Genomic DNA, 22208 nt, shown 5'->3' with positions numbered 1-22208 from the left:
ACTGACCTCAATACAGACGCCCCGGGATCATCCCGGGGCGTCTCCCTCTTCGCCGAAGGCCGGCCACATGAGCGATACGACCACGGGCACCTCCGCCAACGCCCCAAAGAAGCGGAGCCTCTTTCAGCAGCTTGAAGTGGATACACGCCTCCTCGGCATGATCGGGGCGTTCCTTCTGATCTGCATCGCCTTCTCGATCTTCACCGATGGCCGTTTCCTCTCGGCCCGGAACATCTTCAACCTGACGATCCAGACCGTCTCCGTCGCCATCATGGCGACCGGCATGGTCTTCATCATCGTCACCCGCCACATCGACCTCTCCGTCGGTGCCATCCTCGCCGTCTGTTCGGCGACCATGGGGATGGTGCAGGCGCAGTGGCTGCCTCAGGCGCTCGGCTTCGGCTCCTTCTGGATCGCGCCGCTGACCATCATCGCCGGGCTCGTCGTCGGCACGCTGATCGGCGTCTTCAATGGCTGGCTGGTCGGCTACCAGGGCATTCCCGCCTTCATCGTCACGCTCGGCGGGCTGCTCGTCTGGCGCAACGTCGCGTGGTACATCACCGGCGGGCAGACGATCGGCCCGCTCGACCCGACCTTCCTCATCTTCGGCGGCGCCGAGGGGACGATGGGCGTCACCTGGTCGTGGATCATCGGCATCGCCGCCTGCCTCGCCGCGGTCTATGCCCTCTGGTCGGCCCGCCGCTCGAAACTGGCGCACGAATTCCCGGTCAAGCCCGTCTGGGCGGAGGTGGCGCTCGGTGTCATCTTCTGCGCCGCGATCCTCGGCTTCGTCTGGATCCTCAACGCCTATCTCATCCCGGAGGGCCGGCTGGAGCGTGTCTTCGAGGCCCGGGGCGAGGTGATGCCGGAGGGTTACGTCGAAGGCCACGGCCTGCCGATCTCCGTCCTCATCCTGATCCTCGTCGCCGTGGTGATGACGCTGGTGGCCCGCAAGACGCGGCTCGGCCGCTACATCTTCGCCACCGGCGGCAACCCGGACGCCGCGGAGCTCTCTGGAATCAACACCAAGATGCTGACCGTGAAGGTCTTCGCGATCATGGGTTTCCTCTGCGGGCTCTCCGCCGTGGTCGCCTCGGCGCGCCTGACCTTCCACACCAATGACATCGGCACACTGGACGAGCTGCGCGTCATCGCCGCCGCCGTCATCGGGGGCACCGCGCTCTCCGGCGGGATCGGCACGATCTACGGCGCCATCCTCGGCGCGCTGATCATGCAATCCCTGCAATCGGGGATGGGCATGGTGGGCGTCGATGCGCCGCTGCAGAACATCGTCGTCGGCGCCGTGCTCGTCTTCGCCGTGCTGATCGACATCCTTTATCGCAAGCGTTGGGGAGGCAAGTAGATGGCCGCTGTTGACCGTTCAGGAACCCCGCTCGTCGAGCTCAAGAACATCCGCATCTCCTTCGGCGGCGTCCATGCCGTCGACGACGTCAGCGTCGATCTCTACCCCGGCGAGGTCCATGGCCTCCTCGGCCATAACGGCGCCGGCAAGTCGACGCTGATCAAGTGCCTCTCCGGTGCCTACAAACAGGACTCGGGCGACGTCTTCGTCAACGGAGAGCGGGCGACGATCAACAACCCGCGCGATGCGCGCGGCTACAACATTGAGACGATCTACCAGACGCTCGCGCTGGCCGATAACCTCGATGCCGCCTCGAACCTCTTCCTCGGGCGCGAGCTGACGACGGGCCTCGGCCTCGTCAACGACGCCAAGATGGAGGCGGAGACGCGCCGGATCATGCACCGGCTCAATCCGAACTTCAAAAAGTTCAAGGACCCGGTCTCCGCCCTCTCGGGCGGTCAGCGCCAGTCCGTCGCCATCGCGCGGGCCGTCTACTTCAACGCCCGCATCCTGATCATGGACGAGCCGACGGCCGCGCTCGGCCCGCAGGAGACGCAGATGGTCGCCGACCTGATCCAGGAGCTGAAGAAGGATGGCCTCGGCATCTTCCTCATCGACCACGACGTGCACGCGGTAAAGCAGCTCTGCGACCGCGCCAGCGTTATGAAGAACGGCGAGCTGGTCGGCACGGTGGACGTGGATCAGGTGAGCGAGGACGACCTTCTCGCCATGATCATCCTCGGCAAGAAGCCGGAACATCTGGCGGCCTGAGCCGCCTTCAAGTCTGAACTGGAAAGGGACCGCATGTATCTCGGCCTCGATCTCGGCACGTCCGGCCTCAAGGGCATCCTCCTTGATGACGATCAGCGCGTGGTGGCCGAAACCACCGCGCCCTTGACCAACGAACGCCCCCACGACGGCTGGTCGGAGCAGGCCCCCGAAAGCTGGATCGCCGCGGCCGAGGCGGTGTTCGCCGAGCTGGGCGCCAAGGCGGACCTGTCGGGCCTGAAGGGCATCGGCCTCTCCGGCCAGATGCATGGCGCGACGCTACTGGACAGTGCCGACAAGGTGCTGCGCCCCTGCATCCTGTGGAACGACACCCGCAGCGCGGAGGAGGCCGCGGAGCTCGACGGCAACCCCGCCTTCCGCAAACTGACGGGCAACATCGTCTTCCCCGGCTTCACCGCGCCGAAGCTGGCCTGGGTGAAGCGGCACGAACCGGAGATCTTCGAAAAAGTCGCCAAGGTGCTGCTGCCCAAGGATTACCTGCGGCTCTGGCTGACGGGCGAGTATGTCGGCGAGATGTCCGACGCCGCCGGCACCGCCTGGCTCAACGTCGAGACCCGCGACTGGGCGGATGAGCTGCTGGCCGCCACCGACCTCTCCCGCGCGCACATGCCGCGGCTGGTCGAGGGCTCGGAGGTCTCCGGCACGCTCCGCGGTGAGCTGGCGGCGAAGTATGGCATCCCGGCCGGCGTCGTCGTCGCCGGGGGCGGTGGCGACAACGCGGCCTCTGCCGTGGGCATGGGCGTGGTCAAGGCGGGGCAGGCGTTCGTGAGCCTCGGCACATCGGGCGTGCTCTTCGCCGCCTCCGACGCCTACCAGCCCGACGCCGCCAGCGCCGTCCACACCTTCGCCCATGCGCTGCCGGGCACCTGGCACCAGATGGGGGTGATCCTCGCCGCCGCCGATGCGCTGAACTGGTTCGCCGGCATCGCCGGGGCCCCCGCCTCGGAGCTGACGGGCAGCCTGGGCGACCTGAAAGCCCCCGGCCGCACGCTCTTCCTGCCCTATCTCGGCGGCGAGCGGACGCCGCATAACGACGCCAAGGTGCGCGGCGCCTTCCTCGGGCTCGACCATGGCGCCGACCGCGCCGCGCTGACCCGCGCGGTGCTGGAGGGCGTGACCTTCGCGCTCGCCGATTGCGCCGAGGCGCTGCAGGGCACCGGCACCTCCATCGACCGGCTGATCGCCGTCGGCGGCGGCTCGCGCTCCGACTACTGGCTGAAGGCCATCGCCACGGCGCTCGACATGCCCGTCGAGCTGCCCGAGGCCGGCGATTTCGGCGGGGCCTACGGTGCTGCCCGGCTCGGCCTCATGGCCGCCACCGGCGCCGGCACCGAGATCGCCACCCCGCCGGCCATCGCCCGGACCATCGAGCCCGAGGCCGGGCTGACCCAGGCCTTCAAGGACACCCATGACCGCTACCGCGCCGCCTATGGCGCGATCCGCAGCGTCTGACCATCAGTGACGAGGACCAACATGACCGATTTCTTCAAGGGCATCCCCGAGATCAAGTACGAGGGACCGGACAGCAGCAACGAGTTCGCCTTCAAGCATTACAACCCCGACGAGATGCTGATGGGCAAGCGCATGGCCGACCACCTGCGCTTCTCCATCGCCTATTGGCACAGCTTCGCCTGGGAGGGCGGCGACCCCTTCGGCGGGCGCACCTTCGACCGGCCGTGGTTCGGCTCTTCGATGGACGCCGCCAAGCTGAAGGCCGATGTCGCCTTCGAGATGTTCCGCATTCTCGGCGCGCCGTTCTACGCCTTCCATGATCTCGACGTGCGGCCCGAAGGCGACAGCTTCGCCGAGAACCAGTCGCGCCTCGATGAGATCGCCGATGTCTTCGCCGGCAAGATGGAAGAGACCGGCACCAAGCTCCTCTGGGGCACGGCCAACCTCTTCACGCACCGCCGCTTCATGTCAGGCGCCGCGACCAACCCCGATCCGGAGGTGTTCGCCTGGTCTGCCGCGACCATCAAGGGCTGCATGGACGTGACCCACAAGCTCGGCGGCCAGAACTACGTGCTCTGGGGCGGCCGCGAGGGCTATGAGACGCTGCTGAACACCGACCTCGCGCAGGAGCGCAAGCAGGCGGGCCGGATGCTGCAGATGGTCGTCGACTACAAGCACAAGATCGGCTTCGACGGTGCGATCCTTGTCGAGCCCAAGCCGCAGGAGCCGAGCAAGCACCAGTACGATTACGATGTCGCGACGGTCTACGGCTTCCTCAAGGAATTCGGCCTCGAGGGCGAGGTGCAGATGAACATCGAGCAGGGCCATGCCATCCTCGCCGGCCACAGCTTCGAGCATGAGCTGGCGATGGCGGCGAGCCTCGGCATTCTCGGCTCGATCGACATGAACAAGAACGACTACCAGTCCGGCTGGGATACCGACCAGTTCCCGACCAACGTGCCGGAAGTGGCGCTGGCCTATTACGAGGTGCTCAAAGCGGGTGGTTTCAACACCGGCGGCACCAACTTCGACGCCAAGCTCCGCCGCCAGTCGCTCGACCCCGAGGACCTGATCCTCGGCCATGTCGGCGCCATGGACGTCTGCGCCCGCGGCCTGAAGGCCGCCGCGGCGATGCTGGAGGACGGCAAGCTCGAAGAGGCCCGCGCCGCCCGCTATGCCGGCTGGAACGACGCGCCGTGGCTGGACATGGATCTCGAGGCGATCGAGGCCAAGGTGCGTGCCGACGGCGTGAACCCCGAGCCGCGCTCGGGCCGGCAGGAGCGGCTGGAGAATCTCGTCAATTCCTACCTCTGAGCCTGTTGGAGAGGCCGGGGGGCTGTCTGCCCCCCGGACCCCCCGAAGGGTATTTTTGGCCAGATGAAAAGGCGCCGCGGGGAGGACCGGGGGCGCCTTTTATTCTCTGGGAGAATTAATTCCGCAGCGGTTTCAGGGCCTCGCCCCAGACCGCGAGCTCGTCCAGCAAGCCGGAGAGGCCCTTCTCCATTTCCTCGTTCGCTTTCAGGGTGTCCTCCTCGATGAGGTTGCCGAAGAAGGGCACCGGCACCGTCTGCTTGAGCGGCATCATGCCCTGGTTCGCGATGAGAATGCGCAGCTCCTGCGCCGAGCGCAGTCCGCCGGAGACGCCGCCGTAGCTGATGACGCCCGCCGCCTTGCGGTTCCACTCCGTCGAGAGACATTGCAGCGCATTGACGAGGCTGGCGGGAGCGAAGAAATCATATTCCGGCGTCACGAAGAGGTAGACGTCCCCCTGTTTCATCTTGGCCGACCAGGCGCGGGTGTGCTCGTGCTCGTACTTGTGCATCGCCGGGTGGGCGGGCTCGTCGAGGAGGGGCAGCTCGAAGCTGGCGAGGTCCACCAGCTCGGCGTCGAAGGCGCCGTGGGCGGTGGCGGCGCGGTGGACCCATTCGGCCACGGCCGGGCCCTTGCGGGTGGGGCGGGTACTGCCGATAACGGTTTTGAGTCTGAGCATGGGCTATCCTTCCTTCTGACGCGAGGCGCGCCGCGCAGAGAGTATGGCGCCCGCGCGCGGGGACAAGGCGGGCGCGGGGAGAGGTTGCGATGAGAGAGCATTTCGGGCGGGCGCCCGACGGGGCCGATGTCGAGCGGGTGACCATCCGTGGCGGCGGGCTGGAGGCGAAGATCATCAGCTGGGGCGCCACGCTGCAGGATCTGCGGCTGGAGGGGGTGGATCACCCGCTGGTGCTTGGGTCGGAGGACCTCTCCGCCTATCTCGGCACGATGCTCTATTTCGGCGCGCTGGTCGGCCGCGTCTCCAACCGGATCGACCGAGGCGAGGCGGAGCTGGACGGGGAGCGCGTCGTCCTCGACCGCAACGAGCCTTTTGCGACCCTCCACGGAGGCCCCTTCGGCGCCGGCGAGAAGAACTGGCGCTTCACCCACGTGGGCGAGGACAGGGTGAGCCTGACTTTGCGCATGCCGGACGGGGAGGGGGGCTTTCCGGGCAACCTCGACGTCACGGCGCACATGGCGGTCGGGCCCGACGGTCTGTCGCTCGATGTCGAGGCAGTGACGGATGCGCCGACCTTCTGTGCCTTCGCCCACCATACCTACTGGAACCTCAGCGGCGAGGAGACGATCGACGATCACCTGATGACGATCCCCGCCGAGAGCTACCACCCGGTGGACGATCACCAGATCCCCCTCGGCCCGGCCGAGCCGGTGGCAGGGACGCGGTTCGACTTCCGCACCGGGCGGCCGGTGCACAGGACGGGGGATGCCGTGCTCGATCACAACCTCTGCCCCGCGGGGCAGGGGCTGCGCCATGTCTGCGCGCTGGAGGCAGGCGGTCTCCGGCTCGACATCACCTCCGACATGCCGGGCTTGCAGGTCTACGAGGGGGTGCTGGTCGACACCGCGCCCCACCGCGGCCTGACGGGGGAGGCCTACGGCCCCCGCGCCGGGCTGGCGCTGGAGCCGCAGATGTATCCGGATTCCCCCAACCAGCCCGCCTATCCGCCGGTGACTCTCCGCCCGGGAGAGACATGGCGGCAGCGGGCGCGCTTCCGGGTGAGCCGCGCCTAGCTGGCGATGCTGAAGCGGCCAGCGCCTAGCTGGCCATGCTGAAGCGGCCGGTGTCGCCCGTCAGCCCCTCGTCGAACCACGCGGCGACGATGCGGCTGAGCGCGGCATCGGCCACGCTCAGCACCCCGTCGGAGAGGCGGGCGGCGCCCGGCAGCCGGGTCATCCCCGCCTCCGCCAGCGCCAGCAGCGGCGCGGCGGGCGCGCCGTGGCGGGCGGCGAGGGCGGGCAGGTCCGCCGCCGCGTCGCACATCAGCCGCTCGATCACCTCCGCCGTCAGCGCGTCCTCCGGGGAGAGGGCGTAGCCGCGCACGGTGGCGAGGCTGCCGGCCATCACCCGCTCCGCCCAGGCGCCGGTGGCGGGGGCGTTCTGCGCGTAGCCCTGCGGGTAGCGCGAGATGGAGGAGGGGCCGAGGCCGATGAGCGCCGCGGCATCGTCGGTCGTGTAGCCCTGGAAGTTGCGGTGCAGGCGACCGGCGGCGCTGGCCGCGACGAGCGAATCGTGCGGCAGCGCGAAGTGGTCGATGCCGATGGAGACGTAGCCCTCGGCCTCCAGCAAGGCCCGCGCGGTGGCATTGAGGTGCAGGCGCGCCGCGGCATCGGGCAGCGCCTCCTCCGCGATGAGCTTCTGGCGACGCGACATCCATGGGACATGCGCATAGCCGAAGAGCGCGACACGGTCAGGCCGGTGGCGCAGCGCCTCGGTGAGCGTGGCGACGAGGCGCGCCTCCGTCTGGTGGGGCAGGCCGTAGAGGAGGTCGAAGTTCACCCCCGCCACGCCGCGGGCGCGCAGCCCGTCGACGGCGTGGGCGGTCACCTGCGGGCTCTGCTCGCGGCCGATGGCGGCCTGCACCGCGGGGTCGAAATCCTGCACGCCGATGGAGGCGCGGGTCAGGCCGAGGCGCAGGAGGGCGTCGAGACGCGGCGCGTCGAGCTCGCAGGGGTCGATCTCCACCGCCACCTCGGTGGCGGCGTCGCGGTGGATCACCGGCGCCAGGATCTCGCCGAGCCGGTCCAGCCGGTCGGCGGAGAGCAGCGTCGGCGTGCCGCCGCCGAGATGCAGCGCCGAGGTCCGGTGGCCCGCCGGCAGGAGCGGGGCGACGAGCGCCACCTCCCGCTCAAGGTGCGAGAGGTAGGAATCGAGCGGCGCGTCGCTCGTCGTGCCTTGCGTGCGGCAGGCGCAGAACCAGCAGAGCCGGCGGCAGAAGGGCACGTGGACGTAGAGCGACAGGTCCGCCCCCGCGGGCAGGTCGGCGGCCCATGCGGCGGAGGTCTCTGCTCCGACGGCTGGGGAGAACCGGTTGGCCGGCGGGTAGCTGGTGTAGCGGGGTACGCGGGCATCGAGCAACGCGGTGCGCAGGGTGTGCTGTGTCATGGGCGAAGAGCTGGCATGCGCCGGGGCCTCCGGCATTGATGCAGGTCAAGTGAGCGAATAGACGAGGGGCATGGTCAAGCTCACACCCGTTACCGCCTGCGATGCCTGCCCGATCCGCCACAACGCCGTGTGCGCGGACTGCGATTCGCAGGAGCTTGCCATGCTGGAGAAGGCCAAGAGCTACCGCACCGTGCCGCCGGGAACGCAGATTGCCGCCGCCGGGCAGCCGCTGGAGCACTTCTCCACGATCGTCACGGGCTGCGCCACGTTGTCTCGCACGCTGGAAGACGGCCGCCGCCAGACCGTCGGCCTGCTGCTGCCGTCCGACTATATCGGCCGGCCGGGGCGGGCGACCTCGGGCTACGATGTCGAGGCGGTCAGCGAGGTGACCGTCTGCCGCTTCGAGCGGCGCACCTTCGAGAGGCTGGTGCGGGACACGCCGCATATCGCCGCGCGGCTTCTGTCCATGACGCTGGACGAGCTGGACGCCGCCCGAGACTGGGCGGTGGTGCTGGGGCGGATGACGGCGCGCGAGAAGATCGCCACCTTCCTCGTCAGCCTCGCCCGCCGCGCCTCTGCCTCCAGCGGCGAGGCCGGGCCGTCGGGTGCCGTGTCGCTGCACCTGCCGCTCTCGCGCGAGGCGATTGCCGACCACCTCGGCCTGACCATCGAGACGACGAGCCGGCAGATCACGGCGCTGCGCAAGGACGGCCTGATCGAGACGCCCTCGGCGCGGGACATCCTGATCCCAAGCTTCGAGCGCCTGTCGCTCGAGGCCGGCGAGGATGACGACGGCGGGCCGATCGTCTGAGGCGCGGGGCGCGGGCGGCGGGAAAGGTGGGTTGTAAATCCACCCTACGGGCCGCCGGCGCCGGCTTGTAGGCCGAGCGTTCAGCCCGGAACCCCCTTCCATCACCACCCCTAGCGCCCGAACCGGGCCGGCACGCAGATTGCGGTGCCTCCCCTTGATCCATGTCAAGGAAGCGCTAACCAATCTCCTTCACTCCCTCCCCGCGAAGCCGCCGGTCTGCCGGCCGGCTGCCTATGGAGCGGAGCGAAATGGATTATCTGAAACTTCTGGTACTGGGCGTCATCACGCTCCTTGCCGCCATGGCCGCGAACTTCGGCCATGACCTCGCCTACAAGGTCCACGCCATCCTTGTGATGCTGGTGGCCGGCGGCCTCTTCCTCTGGACACTGCGCCGGACGGACGAGGCCCACCCGGCCGCCGATACCGGCGCCTACATGGACGGGCCGGTGCGCGCCGGGGTGATCGCCACGGCCTTCTGGGGCATCGCGGGCTTTCTCGTCGGCGTCTTCATCGCGCTGCAGCTGGCCTTCCCGGCGCTGAACTTCGACTGGTCGGAGGGCTATGCCAACTTCGGGCGCCTCCGCCCGCTCCATACCTCCGCCGTGATCTTCGCCTTCGGCGGCAACGCGCTGCTCGCCACCTCCTTCTACGTCGTCCAGCGCACCTGCGCGGCGCGGCTCTGGGGCGGCAACCTCGCGTGGTTCGTCTTCTGGGGCTACCAGCTCTTCATCGTGCTGGCCGCGACCGGTTACCTCCTCGGCGCCACGCAATCGAAGGAATATGCCGAGCCGGAATGGTACGTCGACTGGTGGCTGACCATCGTCTGGGTCGCCTACCTCGCCGTCTTCCTCGGCACGCTGATCAAGCGCAAGGAACCCCACATCTACGTGGCCAACTGGTTCTTCCTCGCCTTCATCGTCACCGTGGCGCTGCTCCACGTCGTCAACAACATCTCCATCCCCGTCTCGCTCCTCGGCTCCAAGTCGGTGATCGTCTTCGCCGGAGTGCAGGATGCGATGACGCAATGGTGGTACGGCCACAACGCCGTGGGCTTCTTCCTGACCGCCGGCTTCCTCGGGATGATGTACTACTTCGTGCCCAAGCAGGCCGGGCGGCCGATCTATTCCTACAAGCTCAGCATCATCCACTTCTGGGCGCTGATCTTCCTCTACATCTGGGCCGGCCCGCACCATCTGCACTACACGGCGCTGCCCGACTGGGCCTCGACGCTCGGCATGGTGTTCTCGATCATGCTGTGGATGCCCAGCTGGGGCGGCATGATCAACGGCCTGATGACGCTGGAAGGCGCGTGGGACAAGATCCGCACCGACCCGATCATCCGCATGTTCGTGGCCTCGCTCGCCTTCTATGGCATGTCGACCTTCGAGGGGCCGATGATGTCGATCCGCGCGGTCAACAGCCTCAGCCACTACACCGACTGGACCATCGGGCACGTCCATTCCGGCGCGCTCGGCTGGAACGGCCTCATCACCTTCGGCTGCCTCTACTTCCTGACGCCGAGGCTCTGGGGCCGGGAGCGGATGTATTCCGTCGCCGCCATCAACTGGCACTTCTGGCTCGCGACCCTCGGGATCGTGCTCTACGCCGCCTCGATGTGGGTCTCCGGGATCATGGAGGGCCTGATGTGGCGGGAGGTGGATGCCAACGGCTTCCTCGTGAACTCCTTCGCCGACACCGTCTCCGCCAAGTTCCCGATGTACGTCGTCCGGGCGGCGGGAGGCGGCCTCTACCTCGCCGGCGCGCTGCTCATGGTCTGGAACATGTGGATGACCATCCGCCATGCCCCGGCCCGTGCCGGCGCCCGTGCCCCCATCCCCGCGGAGTAAATCAATGACCGACCACAACGACCAGGTCCCCCCGCCGGGCGAAGACCCGAAGACGAAGACCCTCAGTGACGCCAAGCATGGAGAGGTGCCCAACGAGCTGCCGCCCGAGACGGCGCTGACCGACAAGCACGGGATCATCGAGCGCAACGCGACGCTGCTCCTCGTCTTCTCCTTCCTCGTCGTCACCATCGGCGGCATCGTGGAGATCGCGCCGCTCTTCTGGCTGGAGAACACCATCGAGGAGGTGGAGGGCGTGCGCCCCTATTCCCCGCTGGAGCTGGCGGGGCGGGACATCTACGTCCGCGAGGGCTGCTACGTCTGCCACAGCCAGATGATCCGCCCGCTGCGCGACGAGGTGGAGCGCTACGGCCATTACAGCCTCGCCGCGGAGTCGATGTACGACCACCCGCACCAATGGGGCTCCAAGCGCACCGGGCCTGACCTCGCGCGCGTCGGCGGGCGCTACTCCGACGAGTGGCATGTCGACCACCTGATCGATCCGCAATCGGTGGTGCCCGAGAGCATCATGCCGAAGTACGACTACCTGCTGCGGGCCGATCTGGACGGCGAGCGCATCGACGACCTGATGGCGACCCACCGGATCGTCGGCGTGCCCTATACCGAGGAGATGATCGAGACGGCCGAGGCGGACTTCCGAGTCCAGGTCGATCCGTTCGGCGATATCGACGGCCTGCTCGAGCGCTACCCCGGCGCGCAGGTGCGCAACTTCGACGGCCAGCCGGAGCTGACCGAGATGGATGCCCTGATCGCCTACCTGCAGATGCTCGGCACGCTCGTCGACTTCTCCACCTTCACCGCAGATGCCAGCCGCTAAAGGCCCAGCCATGCATGACACCTACACGTTCCTACGCCACTTCGCCGACAGCTGGTTCCTGATCGCCATGTTCGGCTTCTTCGCGGCCTGCATCCTCTGGGCGGTCCGCCCGGGCAGCCGGGCGCTCCATGCCGATGCCGCCGCCTCCATCTTCCGCGAGCGCGCGCCTGACGGGGAGGGGGATCAATGACCGACCGCAGGATCGACGAGGAAACCGGCGTCGAGACGACCGGCCACGAGTGGGACGGGATCGAGGAGCTCAACAACCCGCTGCCGCGCTGGTGGCTGTGGACCTTCTACGCCACCGTCGTCTTCGCGCTGATCTACGTGGTGCTCTACCCGGCCTGGCCGCTGGTCGACCGCGCCACGGGCGGCGTGCTCGGTTGGTCCACCCGCGACGAGGTCGCCACCGACATGGCGGCGGTCGAGGCGAGCCAGGCGGAGATGTGGGATTCCCTCGTCTCCACCGACGTGCACATGCTGCGCGACAACGAGGCGCTGAACCGCTTCGCCTCGCAGGCCGGCGCGGCGCTCTTCCGCACCAATTGCTCGCAGTGCCACGGCTCCGGCGCCGCGGGCGCGGTGGGCTACCCCAACCTGCTGGATGACGACTGGCTCTGGGGCGGGCGGATCGAGGAGATCGCCGTCACCATCCGCCACGGCATCCGCAACGAGGAGGACCCGGACGCCCGCTTCAGCCAGATGCCGGCCTTCGGCGACTTCCTCGGCCGCGGCGAGATCGCCACGCTGGTGGCGCATGTCCAGTCTCTCCCCGAGGGAGCGGATCCGCTGGCCGGCCCCGGCGGACAGCTCTTCGGCGACAATTGCGCCTCCTGCCATGGCGACACGGCGACGGGCGACACCGAGATCGGCGCTCCGGACCTGACGGATGCCATCTGGCTCTACGGTGGCGACGCCGAGACGCTGACGGAGGTGATCTCCCGGGGCCCCTACGGCGTCATGCCGCCCTGGGGGGACCGGCTCGGCGAAGCGCGGGTGCGGGCGCTGGCGGCTTACGTCCACCAGCTCGGCGGCGGTGAGCCGGAGGCGGAGCGCTCCGACTACTCCGCCGAGGAGCAGGTGGGTGAGGGCGAGACGCCGACCCCGCCGGAGGAGACGGAGGCCGACCCGTCGGATCCAGGCGAGGTGCCCTTCCCGGGCGCGGGCGAGGAGGCCCCGGCGGAGTGAGAGGGCAGGGGGCGCGCTCACCGGCGCGCCCCTTCGCGCCTCCTGCTGCGACCGGGGCACGGACTTCGCGCGGAATCCGCCCCGATTTCCGCGTCGAAACCGGCTCCGGGCCACGGCCTCTCCGCCTCGTGACCAGCCCTTGATCCACGTCAAGGCGACCCGGCGCACCGTGGACGAGAAGGCGCCGACCAAGGACGAGAGACATGAGCCAGCCTTCCCTCTACGCCGCCCGCGTGCCGATCTTTCCCCGCCGAGTTTCCGGCTTCTACCGGAGGTTCAAGTGGCAGATCATGGCCCTGACGCTGGGCATCTACTACATCACCCCGTGGATCCGCTGGGATCGCGGTCCGGAGCTGCCGGACCAGGCAGTGCTCGTCGATCTCGCGAACCGGCGCTTCTACTTCTTCTGGGTCGAGATCTGGCCCCACGAATTCTACTTCGTCGCCGGGCTGCTGGTGATGGCGGGGCTCGGGCTCTTCCTTTTTACCGCAGCGCTCGGCCGTGTCTGGTGCGGCTATGCCTGCCCGCAGACAGTGTGGACGGACCTCTTCCTCCTCGTCGAGCGCTGGGTGGAGGGGGATCGCAACGCCCGCCTGCGCCTGCACGAGGCGGCGTGGGACGCCCGCAAATGGCGGCTGCGGCTGACCAAGTGGGCCATCTGGCTCGTCATCGCGCTCGGCACCGGCGGCGCCTGGGTCTTCTACTTCACCGATGCGCCGACGCTGCTGGGTGATCTCGTCACCCTGCACGCGCCGCCCGTCGCGTGGACGACAATCGCCATCCTGACGGCGACGACCTTCACCTTCGGCGGCTTCATGCGCGAGCAGATCTGCATCTACGCCTGCCCCTGGCCGCGCATCCAGGGCGCGATGATGGACGAGGACACGATGACCGTCGCCTACCGCGACTGGCGGGGGGAGCCGCGGGGCAAGGGCCTGCGTCGCCGCGCCCGCGCCGAGGCGGCGGAGGCTCAGACGCGCGCCGCCGGCCCGCAGATCGGCGGCCGCTCGCCCGTGATCCCGATGCAGGTGCGCGGCGGCACGGCCATTCGCCTAACACCGCAGCCGGCGCCGGTAACGCCCGGCGCGGCGGGGGACTGCATCGACTGCAATGCCTGCGTCAACGTCTGCCCCATGGGCATCGACATCCGCGACGGCCAGCAGCTCGCCTGCATCACCTGCGCGCTGTGCATCGATGCCTGCGACGAGGTGATGGAAAAGATCGGCAAGCCCCGTGGCCTGATCGACTACGTCGCCCTTTCCGACGCGCCGCGTGAGCGGGCCGGCGGCGAGCCGCGTCCAGGCTGGCAGCACGCGCTGCGCCCCCGCAACCTGATCTACGGGTTGCTCTGGGCGAGCATCGGCGTGGCGCTGGTCGTGGCCCTCGTCCTGCGCCCGAGCCTCGGGATGACGGTCGCGCCCATCCGCAACCCCACCCATATCGTCCTCTCCGACGGCGCGGTCCGCAACGCCTACGACGTGCGCCTGCGCAACATGACCGGCGCGCCCCGCGACGTGGCCCTGTCGCTAGCGGGGGGCGGGGCGCTCGCCCTCTCCGTCGAGGGAGAGGCGGGGGCGGAGGTCACCGTGCCCACCGATGCGCTGGCGCAGGTGCGCGTCTACGTCACCGCGCCCGCCGGCAGCGAGGCCGCCGCCGGCGCCGGCAGCGCCATCACCCTCGTCGCCACCGACCCCGAGACGGGGGAGGAGAGCGCCGTCGACACCACCTTCAACGGGAGAGCTCCATGACCACGCGCCCCTCCTCGCGCCCGCTGACCGGCCGCCCGCTCACCGGCCGCGCCGTCTTCGCCATGTTCGCCGGCGGCTTCGGCATCATCATCGCCGTCAACCTCGTGCTCGCCACCAACGCCGTGCGCACCTTCTCCGGCCTCGAGACGCCCAACAGCTACGTCGCCAGCCAGAGCTTCGATGCCCGCCGCGCCGCGCAGGAGGCGCTGGGCTGGGAGGTGACGGCCGACTACGCGCCCGGCAGCCTCCTCATCGACCTGACGGATGCCACGGGCCTGCGCGTCGCCCAGCCGCTGGCGTTGACGATCGGCCGCCCGACGGAGGAGCTGGACGACACCAGCTACGACGTCACGCCCGGCGACGCCCTGCCGCTCGATCTCGCCCCCGGCCGCTGGCGGCTGGACCTGACCGCCGAGGCGCCGGACGGCACGCCCTTTGAGCGCCACCTCGTCATCGAGGTCGCGTCATGACCGCCGCCTGCCCGGCCTGCGTGGAGCTGCCGCCGTCCGCCACCGTTCCGGTGCCGGCGCGGGCGGACCTCGTGCTCCACCTGCCGGACATCCACTGCGCCGCCTGCATCGCCTCCGTCGAGCGCACGCTCGGCGCCGAGCCGGGCGTCCGCGAGGCACGGGTGAATCTGTCGCTCCGCCGGGTCTTCGTCTCCGCCGCCGGGGTGGAGCCCGAGGCGCTGATCGACGCCCTCGCCGCCGCCGGCCACCGGGCGCAGCGGCTGGATGCCGCGCCGGCGCGGGATACGGGCAGCCGCGACCTCCTCATGCGCATGGGTGTCGCGGGCTTTGCCATGATGAACGTCATGCTCCTCTCCGTCGCTGTGTGGTCCGGCGCGGCGGAGGCGACGGCGCATCTGTTCCACCTCATCTCGGCGGCCATTGCGCTGCCGGCCGTCGCTTTTTCCGGCCGGCCTTTCTTCGCCTCCGCCCTCTCGGCGCTGCGGGCCGGGCGGCTGAACATGGACGTGCCGATCTCGCTCGCCATCCTCCTCGCCGCCGGCGTCTCATTCTTCGGCGCGCTCGTCGGTGCCGAACGTCCCGGCTGGTTCGACGCGGCGCTGGCGCTGACCTTCTTCCTGCTGATCGGCCGATACCTCGATCACGCCGGTCGCCGCGCCGCCCGCTCTGCCGCCGCCGACCTCGCGGCGCTGGAGGCGCCGCAGGCGATCCGGCTGGAGGGGCAGGGGGAGCGCGTGGTGCGCGCCGCCGACCTCGCCGCCGGCGATCTCATCCGCGTCCGCCCCGGCGACCGGCTGCCGGCGGACGGCGTGGTGGAGGCCGGCGCCAGCGATCTCGACCGCGCCGCGCTGACGGGCGAGACGCAGCCCTGTGCCGTCGCCCCCGGCGGCGCCGTCGCGGCGGGGGAGGTGAACCTCTCCGGCCCGCTGACCGTGCGCGTCACCCATGCCGGCCGCGACACCTCGCTGGCCCGGCTGGCGGAGATGGTGGCGACGGCGGAGAGCCAGCGCTCCCGCCATTCCGGCCTCGCCGACCGGGCGGCGGCGATCTACGCCCCGCTCGTCCACATCCTCGGCGCGGCCGCCTTCATCGCCTGGTTCTGGGCGACGCGGGACGGGATGCGCAGCCTCGACGTCGCCATCTCTGTCCTCGTCATCACCTGCCCCTGCGCGCTCGGCCTCGCCGTGCCGGCCGTCTCCACCGTCACCACGGCGCGGCTCTTCCGGCAGGGGCTGCTGGTGAAATCGCGCACGGCGCTGGAGCGGCTGGCGGAGGTGGACATGGTCGTCTTCGACAAGACCGGCACGCTGACCACGGGCGAAGCCCGCCTGCGGGACCCGGCGGACCTGGAAGCGCTCGCTCTCGCCGCCGGCCTCGCCCGCGGCTCCGCCCACCCCTATTCCCGCGCCATCTGCGCGGCGGCGGCGGAGGAGGGCGTGACCCCCGCGGCGCTGGAGGAGGTGACGGAGATCCCCGGCTCCGGCGTCGAGGGCCTCTGGCAGGGCGCCCGCGTCCGCCTCGGCCGGCCCGCCTGGCTGGGCCTTTCCGGCGAGGGCGTGGCGCTCAGCCACGGGGCGGGAGCACCCGCGCTCTTCACCTTCGAGGAGACGCTCCGCCCCGAGGCGGCGGAGGCCGTCGCCGCCATCCGCGCCTCCGGGCGGGACGTGGCGCTGCTCTCCGGCGACGCCCCCGCCGCCGTCGCCCGCGTGGCGGAGGCGCTGGGGATCGAGGCGGCCGAGGCCGGCTTCTCGCCGCAGGACAAGGCCGACTGGCTGAGCGCCCGCGCGGCGGAGGGCCGCCGGACGCTGATGGTCGGCGACGGCCTCAACGACACCGGCGCGCTGACCGTGGCCCATGCCTCGCTCGCCCCCGCCTCGGCGCTCGACGCCGCCCGCAGCGCCGCCGACGTCGTGCTCCTCTCCGGCCGGCTCGACCGCATCGCCCCGATGCTGGCCACGGCCCGCGGCGCCACGGCGCGGATGCGCCAGAACATCGCCCTCGCCGGTGCCTACAACATCGTCGCCGTGCCACTCGCCCTCGTCGGGCTGGCGACGCCCTTCCTCGCGGCGCTTGCCATGTCGGCCTCGTCGGTCACCGTCTCCCTCAACGCGATACGGGGGGGCCGGTGAACGTCCTCGTCATCCTCATCCCCGTCTCCGTCACGCTCGGCCTCGCCGGCCTCGGCGCGTTCGTCTGGAGTCTCCGCGCCCGCCAGTACGAGGACCCGGAAGGCAGCCGCGCCCGCATCCTCGACGACCGCTGGGACGACGAACCGCGCCCCTGAGCCCACGCCCGTGAGTCCACGCCCCTGACGACCACATCGCCCGCCGGGGACGTCGGCGCCCCCCCGGAATAGCACATCTGGATACGGCGGAGCGGGCGGGGTGCCTCCGCGGCCATGCGGTTATGATGGGCGCCGCGATAGATCAGATCCTGAAACGTTCGGGCAGCCGAAGGCGCTGAGCGTATCTCAGGCAATTCTCATCCCGGAAGACGACCACTATGACCACCGCCACCTGTTGGCCCTGCCCGCAGGGCGCGCTATCCTGCGGTCATGCTCCTGCGTTCCCTGTTCTCCGCCGTCCTCCTGCTGCTCCCGATCACGGCCCAGGCGGCCACTTTCGAGCGCTGCGGGAAGACGGAAATCGCCGTCGCCTCCGCCGCGCTGCGGGGGGCGGGCGACATCGTCCTCTCCGCCGCCGCGACCGTCAGCGACAGCGACGCATACCGTCGCTGGTTCGGTCGCTACGACTCGCTCCGGGCCGAGACGGTGCGCCGCAATCTCAAGGCCATCAACCGGGCGCTCATCAGCGACGAGATGGCCGTCGTCTGCCCGGCCTTCGGCGAGGACGGGTGCCTGCGCGACACCTACGCCAACGTCTACCCCGACGAGCCCTACATCATTAACCTCTGCCCGGCCTTCTTTCGCCAGCCGAACATGCACGCCCACCCGCCAGGCGCGCCGGAGCTGGAATTCGGCACCCGCGAGGGGACGATCATCCACGAGATGAGCCATTTCCGCGTCGTCGCCGACACCGAGGACCTCTGCTACTCGCGCAGCGACTGCTCGGCCATGGCCGAACGCGACCCCGCCGGCGCCATCCGCAACGCCGACAGCTACCAGTACTTCGCCGAGGACGTGACCTTCTATCCCCTCCCGGCGGAGGACATGGAGGCGCTGGAGGATACGGCGCTGGAGGACCCGGCCACCCCCCTCGACCGGACGCTGCCGCCGCGCAGCTTCAGCACCGGTCCGGGCGAGGCCTGCCTGACCTGCCGCCTCTCCCCGGCCATCGACGAATGAGCGCCTCGCCGGCCCCCGTCATCACCCTCGTCCGCCACGGTCAGGCCCAGACGGGCGCCCGCGACGAGGCGAGCTACGACCGCCTCTCCGAGCAGGGCGAGCGCCAGGCCCGCTGGCTCGGCGCCCACCTCGCGCAGTCGGGGGAGCCGGTGCGCCGCCTCGTCTCCGGCAGCCTCGCCCGCCAGCGCCAGACGGCGGCGCTCATCGGCGCGGAACTGGGGCTGGAGCCGGAGGAGGACCCGAGGCTCGACGAGCTCGACTACTTCGGCCTCGCTGAAGCCGCCAACCGCCACCACGCGCTGCCGTTCCCCACCGACCGCGCCAGCTTCCTCTCCCACATGCCGCAGGTCATGGCGGCCTGGGCGGAAGAGCGCATCGGCACACCGCGCGAGAGCTTCGCCGCCTTCGAATTCCGCATCGCAGCGGCCCTGGCGGAGGCGGGGCAGGGCGCCCATGGACCCGGCCCGGGCGAGGAGCCAGCCCAGACCATGCTGGTCACCTCCGGCGGCGTCATCGCGATGGCCCTGAAGGTGGCGATGGGCCTCGGCGTCCATGCCTTCTCTCACGTGGCGCTGCAGATCGAGAATACCTCGATGCACCGCCTCGTCCCGGGGCCGGACCATCTGCGCCTCGATCTCTTCAACGCGACGCCCCACCTTTCGACACGTGACCGCCGGCCCTTCCGCAGTCACACCTGACGTGCATCGGCCTCTTGCAATCCCCCCGGGCTTTTGCCATCTAGGCCCCCGCCGGACAGGTGGCCGAGTGGTCGAAGGCGCACGCCTGGAAAGTGTGTAGGCGGGAGACCGTCTCGTGGGTTCGAATCCCACCCTGTCCGCCACCTGACCTCTCCCTATCTGTGCTCTGCCGCTTTGTGGTCAAAATCCCGCCCGATCGCCGGCCTCTTGCAGCGGGGCCAATTCAGAGACCGGATCTGCTCCTGTACTGGTTTCCCAAATTTCCGCAAATCGCTGATGGCCCCGGTGCGGTTTTTTGTACTGGCTGATTTCCCTACGAACAGGGAAAATTAGCAGTGAGTCGTTACCATGCTAGCGGCTGCGAGGAAGGTTAGGTTCAGAAAGACGGTAAATAACAATGGCTGTCAGCGCGGTTCTCTAAGCAGCGGAACAGGGAATCTGCTCGCCTGGAACAGAGAATTCTCGCGATGTATTGGCGAAAGAGATAGAGTCGGCGAGGGTCAGCTAAAAAAAGCCGAGCATGCGCTGCTAAGCAGCCCACTCGAAAGGGATCGTGCTCTGGACGAGCCGATCGAGCGTCAACTCCGGCGGCTGGGTCCCAGCAACGATAGCGCTCTGGATCTTCGGCGAGAGCGTCGCGAGGGCAAATATCCGGGACGAGTACCGCTCGGAGGACTTGGCGCCTTGATCTATAATCCGGAGCGGGGCTCCCGATTTCGTTTGATCCGCATAGTCATGTGCCGCGGCCAGCGCGCGGACCATCAACAGACTCACCCTTGAGGATGCCCTAGCACTCCGGCGTTGGTGGGAACGAGCACATTCAGGTCTGACCCGCACAGAGACAGCAAACAACGCCTTCGGCCACTTGTCACAGCTCCGTCATGAGTGGTGCGGTCTGGAGCGCATTGCCCGCGTAGATCGGGCGGCGGACGGTCTCGGAACCGACGCTGTCGATCACGTAACGAATGATCGTTAGTTCCAGCAGGCCGGCGACACAATGCAGGATGTTGCGCTGATCCGGCGTCGGGGAGGAGATGTTAGTCTAGCACGGCGACAGCTCCTGTAGCAGCACAAGTTTGGCCAACCCGTGCGACAGGCCGTCGCACCCGGCACGGCCGCAGCCTGCGCGCGGTGGGGCAGAACCAGGACAGCGCCGCCCTGATCGGGATAGACGTGCCGCGCGCCTTCTCGCTGGCGTTCGGCCTGTCGGCGGCGCTGGCCGGGCTGACCGGCGTGCTTCTGGGTGGCATCCGTTTCGTCACGCCGACGATGGGGGCCGAGCCGCTGGTCAGCGCGATGATCGTGGTGATCTTCGGCGGCCTTGGCAGCCTTGGCGCGACGGCGGGCGCTGCGATCGTCATCGGGCTGCTCGAGGCGTTCCTCACGCTCTGGCTCGGCCTTTACTGGACGCCCTCGGTGGTCTTCCTTCTGCTGATCCTCGTCCTCGTCTTTCGCCCCAACGGCCTGTTCGGGAGGACGTCATGACGCGCAACCGTCTGATCGTGGCGCTTGCCGCGCTGGTCCTGCTGGCCCTCGTGCCCATCTTCGTGCTCGACAGCTACACGCGGCACCTCTTCATCATCGCCTTCATCTACGCGATCGTAGCGGTGAACTGGGACCTGTCACTCGGCTTCGCTGGCCTCTTCAACTTCGGCCATCTCGCCTTTTTCGGCACCGGCGCCTATGCCGCGGCAATCCTGGCGCGCACGCTGGAGGTCAGCCCCTGGCTCGCCATACCGGCGGGCGGCGTAGCGGCGGCGGTGGCGGCGCTGCTCATCGCGCTGCCGGTCGCGCGGCTGCAGGGCATCTATGTCGTGCTCGTCACCTTCGCCTTCAGCCAGCTCGCCCTGCAGATCGTCCTCAGCCAGGGCGACATCACCGGCGGGGCAGAGGGCATCGTGAGGATCCCCTACCTGACCATTGGCGAGTACAGCTTCATCCGCGACTACAAGCTTGGCTATTACTACCTGTCGCTGGGTCTGCTGGCGCTGTCGGTCACGCTTCTGCTGCTTCTGGCGCGCTCGCCCTTCGGCAAGTCGCTCCGGGCCGTGCGCGACAATCCGGACTATGCGGCCTCCCGTGGCATCTCGGTCGCGCGACAGAGGGTGCTGGTGCTCGTCGCCTCATCCGTCTTCACCGGCATCGCCGGCGGCTTCTATGCCATCTACCTGCGCGTCGCCGCGCCCGAGGTGTTCAGCTTCGCCACGCTCAGCCTCGTGCTCTCAATGGTGCTCATCGGCGGCGCCGGCTCGATCCTCGGCCCCGCGCTGGCGGCGCTCGCACTGACCTTCGGCACCGAGGCGATGGCCGGCATTCGCGGCATGGAGGAGGCGCGCTTCATCATCGTGGCACTGGCGATGATCCTCGTCCTACGCATCGCGCCGCGCGGGGTCATCGACATACTCGGCCGCGGCCTGTCCCTTCGGTCGCGCCGCAACGCTAAAACGGGAGACGAGAGTTGAAGACCCACCGTATACCCACGGATCACGGCACCATCGCAGTCATTGAGAGCGAGGGGGCCGGCGCGCCGCTTCTGATGATCCACGGCAATTCCTCCTGCAAGGAGGTGTTCCGCAACCAGTACGACGGTGCCATCGGGCGCGACTATCGCTGCATCGCGATGGACCTGCCGGGCCACGGCGCCTCTGACGACGCGGCCGATCCCGAGCGGACCTACTGGATGCCCGGCTATGCCGAGGCGGCCATGCAGGTGATGGAGCATCTGGATATCCCCGCCTACGCCGTCCTCGGCTGGTCGCTTGGCGGGCATATCGGGCTTGAGATGATCGGCCGCACCGATGCCGTGACCCGGCTGATGATCTCGGGCACGCCGCCGTTCGAGATGACGAAGGACAGCGTCGACCGCGCCTTCCGCGACACGCCGCACATGCACCTGGCCGGCCAGCGCGATTTCTCCGCGCAGGATGTGACCGACTACGCCCGCTCCACCTGCGGCGAGAACGCGCCCCAGGAGGCGTTCCTGCACGAGGCCGTCGCCCGCACCGATGGGCGCGCGCGCGAGCGGATGATCGACCGAATTACCGATGCGGCCGCCGTCGACCAGCGGCGCGCGGCGGCGAAGGCGAACATCCCGCTCGCCATCGTCAACGGCGAGGAGGACGCGTTCATCGACAACGATTACATTGCCGCCATCAGTTACGACAATCTCTGGGAGGGCCAGGTCCACCGCATGGTGGGCATCGGCCACGCCCCGTTCTGGGAGGTGCCGGAGCTGTTCGATCCAATCCTCAGGCGCTTTCTGGGATAA

20 protein-coding genes, 1 tRNA gene and 1 pseudogene are annotated in these 22208 nt (G+C 69.2%); 20 read left to right on the top strand and 2 right to left on the bottom strand.

Annotated elements, in window-relative coordinates:
• Window positions 1-67: 67 nt before the first annotated feature.
• Genes GY170_RS09985 through xylA form a run of 4 tightly spaced genes read left to right on the top strand, consistent with a single transcriptional unit; the run spans window position 68 to window position 4918 of the window.
• Window positions 68-1363, top strand: coding sequence for a sugar ABC transporter permease (locus GY170_RS09985; protein ID WP_163892895.1), 1296 nt, complete (start codon window positions 68-70; stop codon window positions 1361-1363).
• Window positions 1364-2134 (top strand): ATP-binding cassette domain-containing protein, encoded by a 771-nt coding sequence (locus GY170_RS09980; RefSeq protein ID WP_163892892.1) that lies wholly within the window; start codon window positions 1364-1366, stop codon window positions 2132-2134.
• A 33-nt stretch (window positions 2135-2167) separates the two neighbouring features.
• Window positions 2168-3604: a xylulokinase gene (gene xylB, locus GY170_RS09975; RefSeq protein WP_163892889.1), complete on the top strand. Its 1437-nt coding sequence runs from the start codon at window positions 2168-2170 to the stop codon at window positions 3602-3604.
• 21 nt (window positions 3605-3625) lie between these two features.
• Window positions 3626-4918 (top strand): xylose isomerase, encoded by a 1293-nt coding sequence (gene xylA / locus GY170_RS09970; protein WP_163892886.1) that lies wholly within the window; start codon window positions 3626-3628, stop codon window positions 4916-4918.
• Between the two features lie 115 nt (window positions 4919-5033).
• Here the strand turns inward: xylA and GY170_RS09965 are convergent, their stop codons facing one another.
• Complete coding sequence (locus GY170_RS09965) at window positions 5034-5594, bottom strand: NADPH-dependent FMN reductase (protein ID WP_163892883.1); 561 nt, start codon at window positions 5592-5594, stop codon at window positions 5034-5036.
• Between the two features lie 89 nt (window positions 5595-5683).
• Between GY170_RS09965 and GY170_RS09960 the strand changes: the two genes are divergently transcribed.
• Window positions 5684-6667 (top strand): aldose epimerase family protein, encoded by a 984-nt coding sequence (locus GY170_RS09960; RefSeq protein WP_163892880.1) that lies wholly within the window; start codon window positions 5684-5686, stop codon window positions 6665-6667.
• 25 nt (window positions 6668-6692) lie between these two features.
• On the opposite strand, the gene hemN is transcribed toward GY170_RS09960, so the two are convergent.
• Window positions 6693-8039 (bottom strand): oxygen-independent coproporphyrinogen III oxidase, encoded by a 1347-nt coding sequence (gene hemN, locus GY170_RS09955; protein ID WP_163892877.1) that lies wholly within the window; start codon window positions 8037-8039, stop codon window positions 6693-6695.
• 70 nt (window positions 8040-8109) lie between these two features.
• Here hemN and fnrL point away from each other — a divergent pair, with 70 nt between their 5' ends.
• From fnrL to GY170_RS09880, 15 genes and pseudogenes are all read left to right on the top strand, one after another.
• Window positions 8110-8850 carry a transcriptional regulator FnrL gene (fnrL, locus tag GY170_RS09950; RefSeq protein WP_163892874.1) on the top strand — a complete coding sequence of 247 codons (741 nt, stop codon included), beginning with the start codon at window positions 8110-8112 and terminating at the stop codon, window positions 8848-8850.
• 248 nt (window positions 8851-9098) lie between these two features.
• The gene (gene ccoN / locus GY170_RS09945) at window positions 9099-10697 is read left to right on the top strand and encodes a cytochrome-c oxidase, cbb3-type subunit I (protein ID WP_163892871.1); all 1599 of its coding nucleotides are present in this window, start codon (window positions 9099-9101) and stop codon (window positions 10695-10697) included.
• 4 nt (window positions 10698-10701) lie between these two features.
• Complete coding sequence (ccoO, locus tag GY170_RS09940; protein WP_163892868.1) at window positions 10702-11532, top strand: cytochrome-c oxidase, cbb3-type subunit II; 831 nt, start codon at window positions 10702-10704, stop codon at window positions 11530-11532.
• A 10-nt stretch (window positions 11533-11542) separates the two neighbouring features.
• Window positions 11543-11722 carry a cbb3-type cytochrome c oxidase subunit 3 gene (locus GY170_RS09935; RefSeq protein ID WP_163892865.1) on the top strand — a complete coding sequence of 60 codons (180 nt, stop codon included), beginning with the start codon at window positions 11543-11545 and terminating at the stop codon, window positions 11720-11722.
• Complete coding sequence (ccoP, locus tag GY170_RS09930) at window positions 11719-12720, top strand: cytochrome-c oxidase, cbb3-type subunit III (protein ID WP_163892862.1); 1002 nt, start codon at window positions 11719-11721, stop codon at window positions 12718-12720. The genes GY170_RS09935 and ccoP overlap by 4 nt, the downstream gene beginning before the upstream one ends.
• Before the next feature lie 203 nt (window positions 12721-12923).
• Window positions 12924-14468: a 4Fe-4S dicluster domain-containing protein gene (locus GY170_RS09925; protein WP_163892859.1), complete on the top strand. Its 1545-nt coding sequence runs from the start codon at window positions 12924-12926 to the stop codon at window positions 14466-14468.
• The gene (locus GY170_RS09920; protein ID WP_163892856.1) at window positions 14465-14938 is read left to right on the top strand and encodes a FixH family protein; all 474 of its coding nucleotides are present in this window, start codon (window positions 14465-14467) and stop codon (window positions 14936-14938) included. The genes GY170_RS09925 and GY170_RS09920 overlap by 4 nt, the downstream gene beginning before the upstream one ends.
• Entirely contained in the window at window positions 14935-17067 is a 2133-nt protein-coding gene (locus tag GY170_RS09915) for a heavy metal translocating P-type ATPase (protein WP_163892852.1), read from the top strand. Before GY170_RS09920 ends, GY170_RS09915 begins: the two co-directional genes overlap by 4 nt.
• The gene (gene ccoS / locus GY170_RS09910; protein ID WP_163892849.1) at window positions 17064-17222 is read left to right on the top strand and encodes a cbb3-type cytochrome oxidase assembly protein CcoS; all 159 of its coding nucleotides are present in this window, start codon (window positions 17064-17066) and stop codon (window positions 17220-17222) included. The genes GY170_RS09915 and ccoS overlap by 4 nt, the downstream gene beginning before the upstream one ends.
• A gap of 270 nt (window positions 17223-17492) precedes the next feature.
• Window positions 17493-18242 carry a M35 family metallo-endopeptidase gene (locus GY170_RS09905; RefSeq protein WP_163892847.1) on the top strand — a complete coding sequence of 250 codons (750 nt, stop codon included), beginning with the start codon at window positions 17493-17495 and terminating at the stop codon, window positions 18240-18242.
• A complete protein-coding gene (locus tag GY170_RS09900; RefSeq protein ID WP_163892844.1) occupies window positions 18239-18940 on the top strand; it encodes a histidine phosphatase family protein in 702 nt (233 codons plus the stop codon). Before GY170_RS09905 ends, GY170_RS09900 begins: the two co-directional genes overlap by 4 nt.
• 53 nt (window positions 18941-18993) lie before the next feature.
• Window positions 18994-19083 (top strand) — tRNA-Ser (locus GY170_RS09895).
• Window positions 19084-20050: 967 nt separating this feature from the next.
• Window positions 20051-20425: pseudogene (locus GY170_RS09890) on the top strand (ABC transporter permease subunit); the annotation flags it as partial.
• Window positions 20422-21402: a branched-chain amino acid ABC transporter permease gene (locus tag GY170_RS09885; RefSeq protein WP_163892837.1), complete on the top strand. Its 981-nt coding sequence runs from the start codon at window positions 20422-20424 to the stop codon at window positions 21400-21402. The pseudogene GY170_RS09890 and the gene GY170_RS09885, both read left to right, overlap by 4 nt.
• Complete coding sequence (locus GY170_RS09880) at window positions 21399-22208, top strand: alpha/beta fold hydrolase (RefSeq protein WP_203531250.1); 810 nt, start codon at window positions 21399-21401, stop codon at window positions 22206-22208. Before GY170_RS09885 ends, GY170_RS09880 begins: the two co-directional genes overlap by 4 nt.

It is taken from the genome of Pseudoroseicyclus tamaricis (assembly GCF_012070395.1).
In the GTDB taxonomy this organism is placed as follows: Bacteria; Pseudomonadota; Alphaproteobacteria; order Rhodobacterales; family Rhodobacteraceae; genus Pseudoroseicyclus_A; species Pseudoroseicyclus_A tamaricis.
This window is presented reverse-complemented; position numbering and strand designations above follow the sequence as displayed.

Coding starts and splice junctions, on each gene's coding strand:
- GY170_RS09925 (WP_163892859.1), top strand. CDS start 12,924: ATGAGCCAGCCTTCCCTCTACGCCGCCCGCGTGCCGATCTTTCCCCGC.
- GY170_RS09915 (WP_163892852.1), top strand. CDS start 14,935: ATGACCGCCGCCTGCCCGGCCTGCGTGGAGCTGCCGCCGTCCGCCACC.
- GY170_RS09920 (WP_163892856.1), top strand. CDS start 14,465: ATGACCACGCGCCCCTCCTCGCGCCCGCTGACCGGCCGCCCGCTCACC.
- ccoP (WP_163892862.1), top strand. CDS start 11,719: ATGACCGACCGCAGGATCGACGAGGAAACCGGCGTCGAGACGACCGGC.
- GY170_RS09960 (WP_163892880.1), top strand. CDS start 5,684: ATGAGAGAGCATTTCGGGCGGGCGCCCGACGGGGCCGATGTCGAGCGG.
- fnrL (WP_163892874.1), top strand. CDS start 8,110: ATGGTCAAGCTCACACCCGTTACCGCCTGCGATGCCTGCCCGATCCGC.
- xylB (WP_163892889.1), top strand. CDS start 2,168: ATGTATCTCGGCCTCGATCTCGGCACGTCCGGCCTCAAGGGCATCCTC.
- ccoO (WP_163892868.1), top strand. CDS start 10,702: ATGACCGACCACAACGACCAGGTCCCCCCGCCGGGCGAAGACCCGAAG.
- GY170_RS09965 (WP_163892883.1), bottom strand. CDS start 5,594: ATGCTCAGACTCAAAACCGTTATCGGCAGTACCCGCCCCACCCGCAAG.
- ccoN (WP_163892871.1), top strand. CDS start 9,099: ATGGATTATCTGAAACTTCTGGTACTGGGCGTCATCACGCTCCTTGCC.
- GY170_RS09905 (WP_163892847.1), top strand. CDS start 17,493: ATGCTCCTGCGTTCCCTGTTCTCCGCCGTCCTCCTGCTGCTCCCGATC.
- GY170_RS09885 (WP_163892837.1), top strand. CDS start 20,422: ATGACGCGCAACCGTCTGATCGTGGCGCTTGCCGCGCTGGTCCTGCTG.
- GY170_RS09900 (WP_163892844.1), top strand. CDS start 18,239: ATGAGCGCCTCGCCGGCCCCCGTCATCACCCTCGTCCGCCACGGTCAG.
- GY170_RS09985 (WP_163892895.1), top strand. CDS start 68: ATGAGCGATACGACCACGGGCACCTCCGCCAACGCCCCAAAGAAGCGG.
- xylA (WP_163892886.1), top strand. CDS start 3,626: ATGACCGATTTCTTCAAGGGCATCCCCGAGATCAAGTACGAGGGACCG.
- hemN (WP_163892877.1), bottom strand. CDS start 8,039: ATGACACAGCACACCCTGCGCACCGCGTTGCTCGATGCCCGCGTACCC.
- GY170_RS09935 (WP_163892865.1), top strand. CDS start 11,543: ATGCATGACACCTACACGTTCCTACGCCACTTCGCCGACAGCTGGTTC.
- GY170_RS09980 (WP_163892892.1), top strand. CDS start 1,364: ATGGCCGCTGTTGACCGTTCAGGAACCCCGCTCGTCGAGCTCAAGAAC.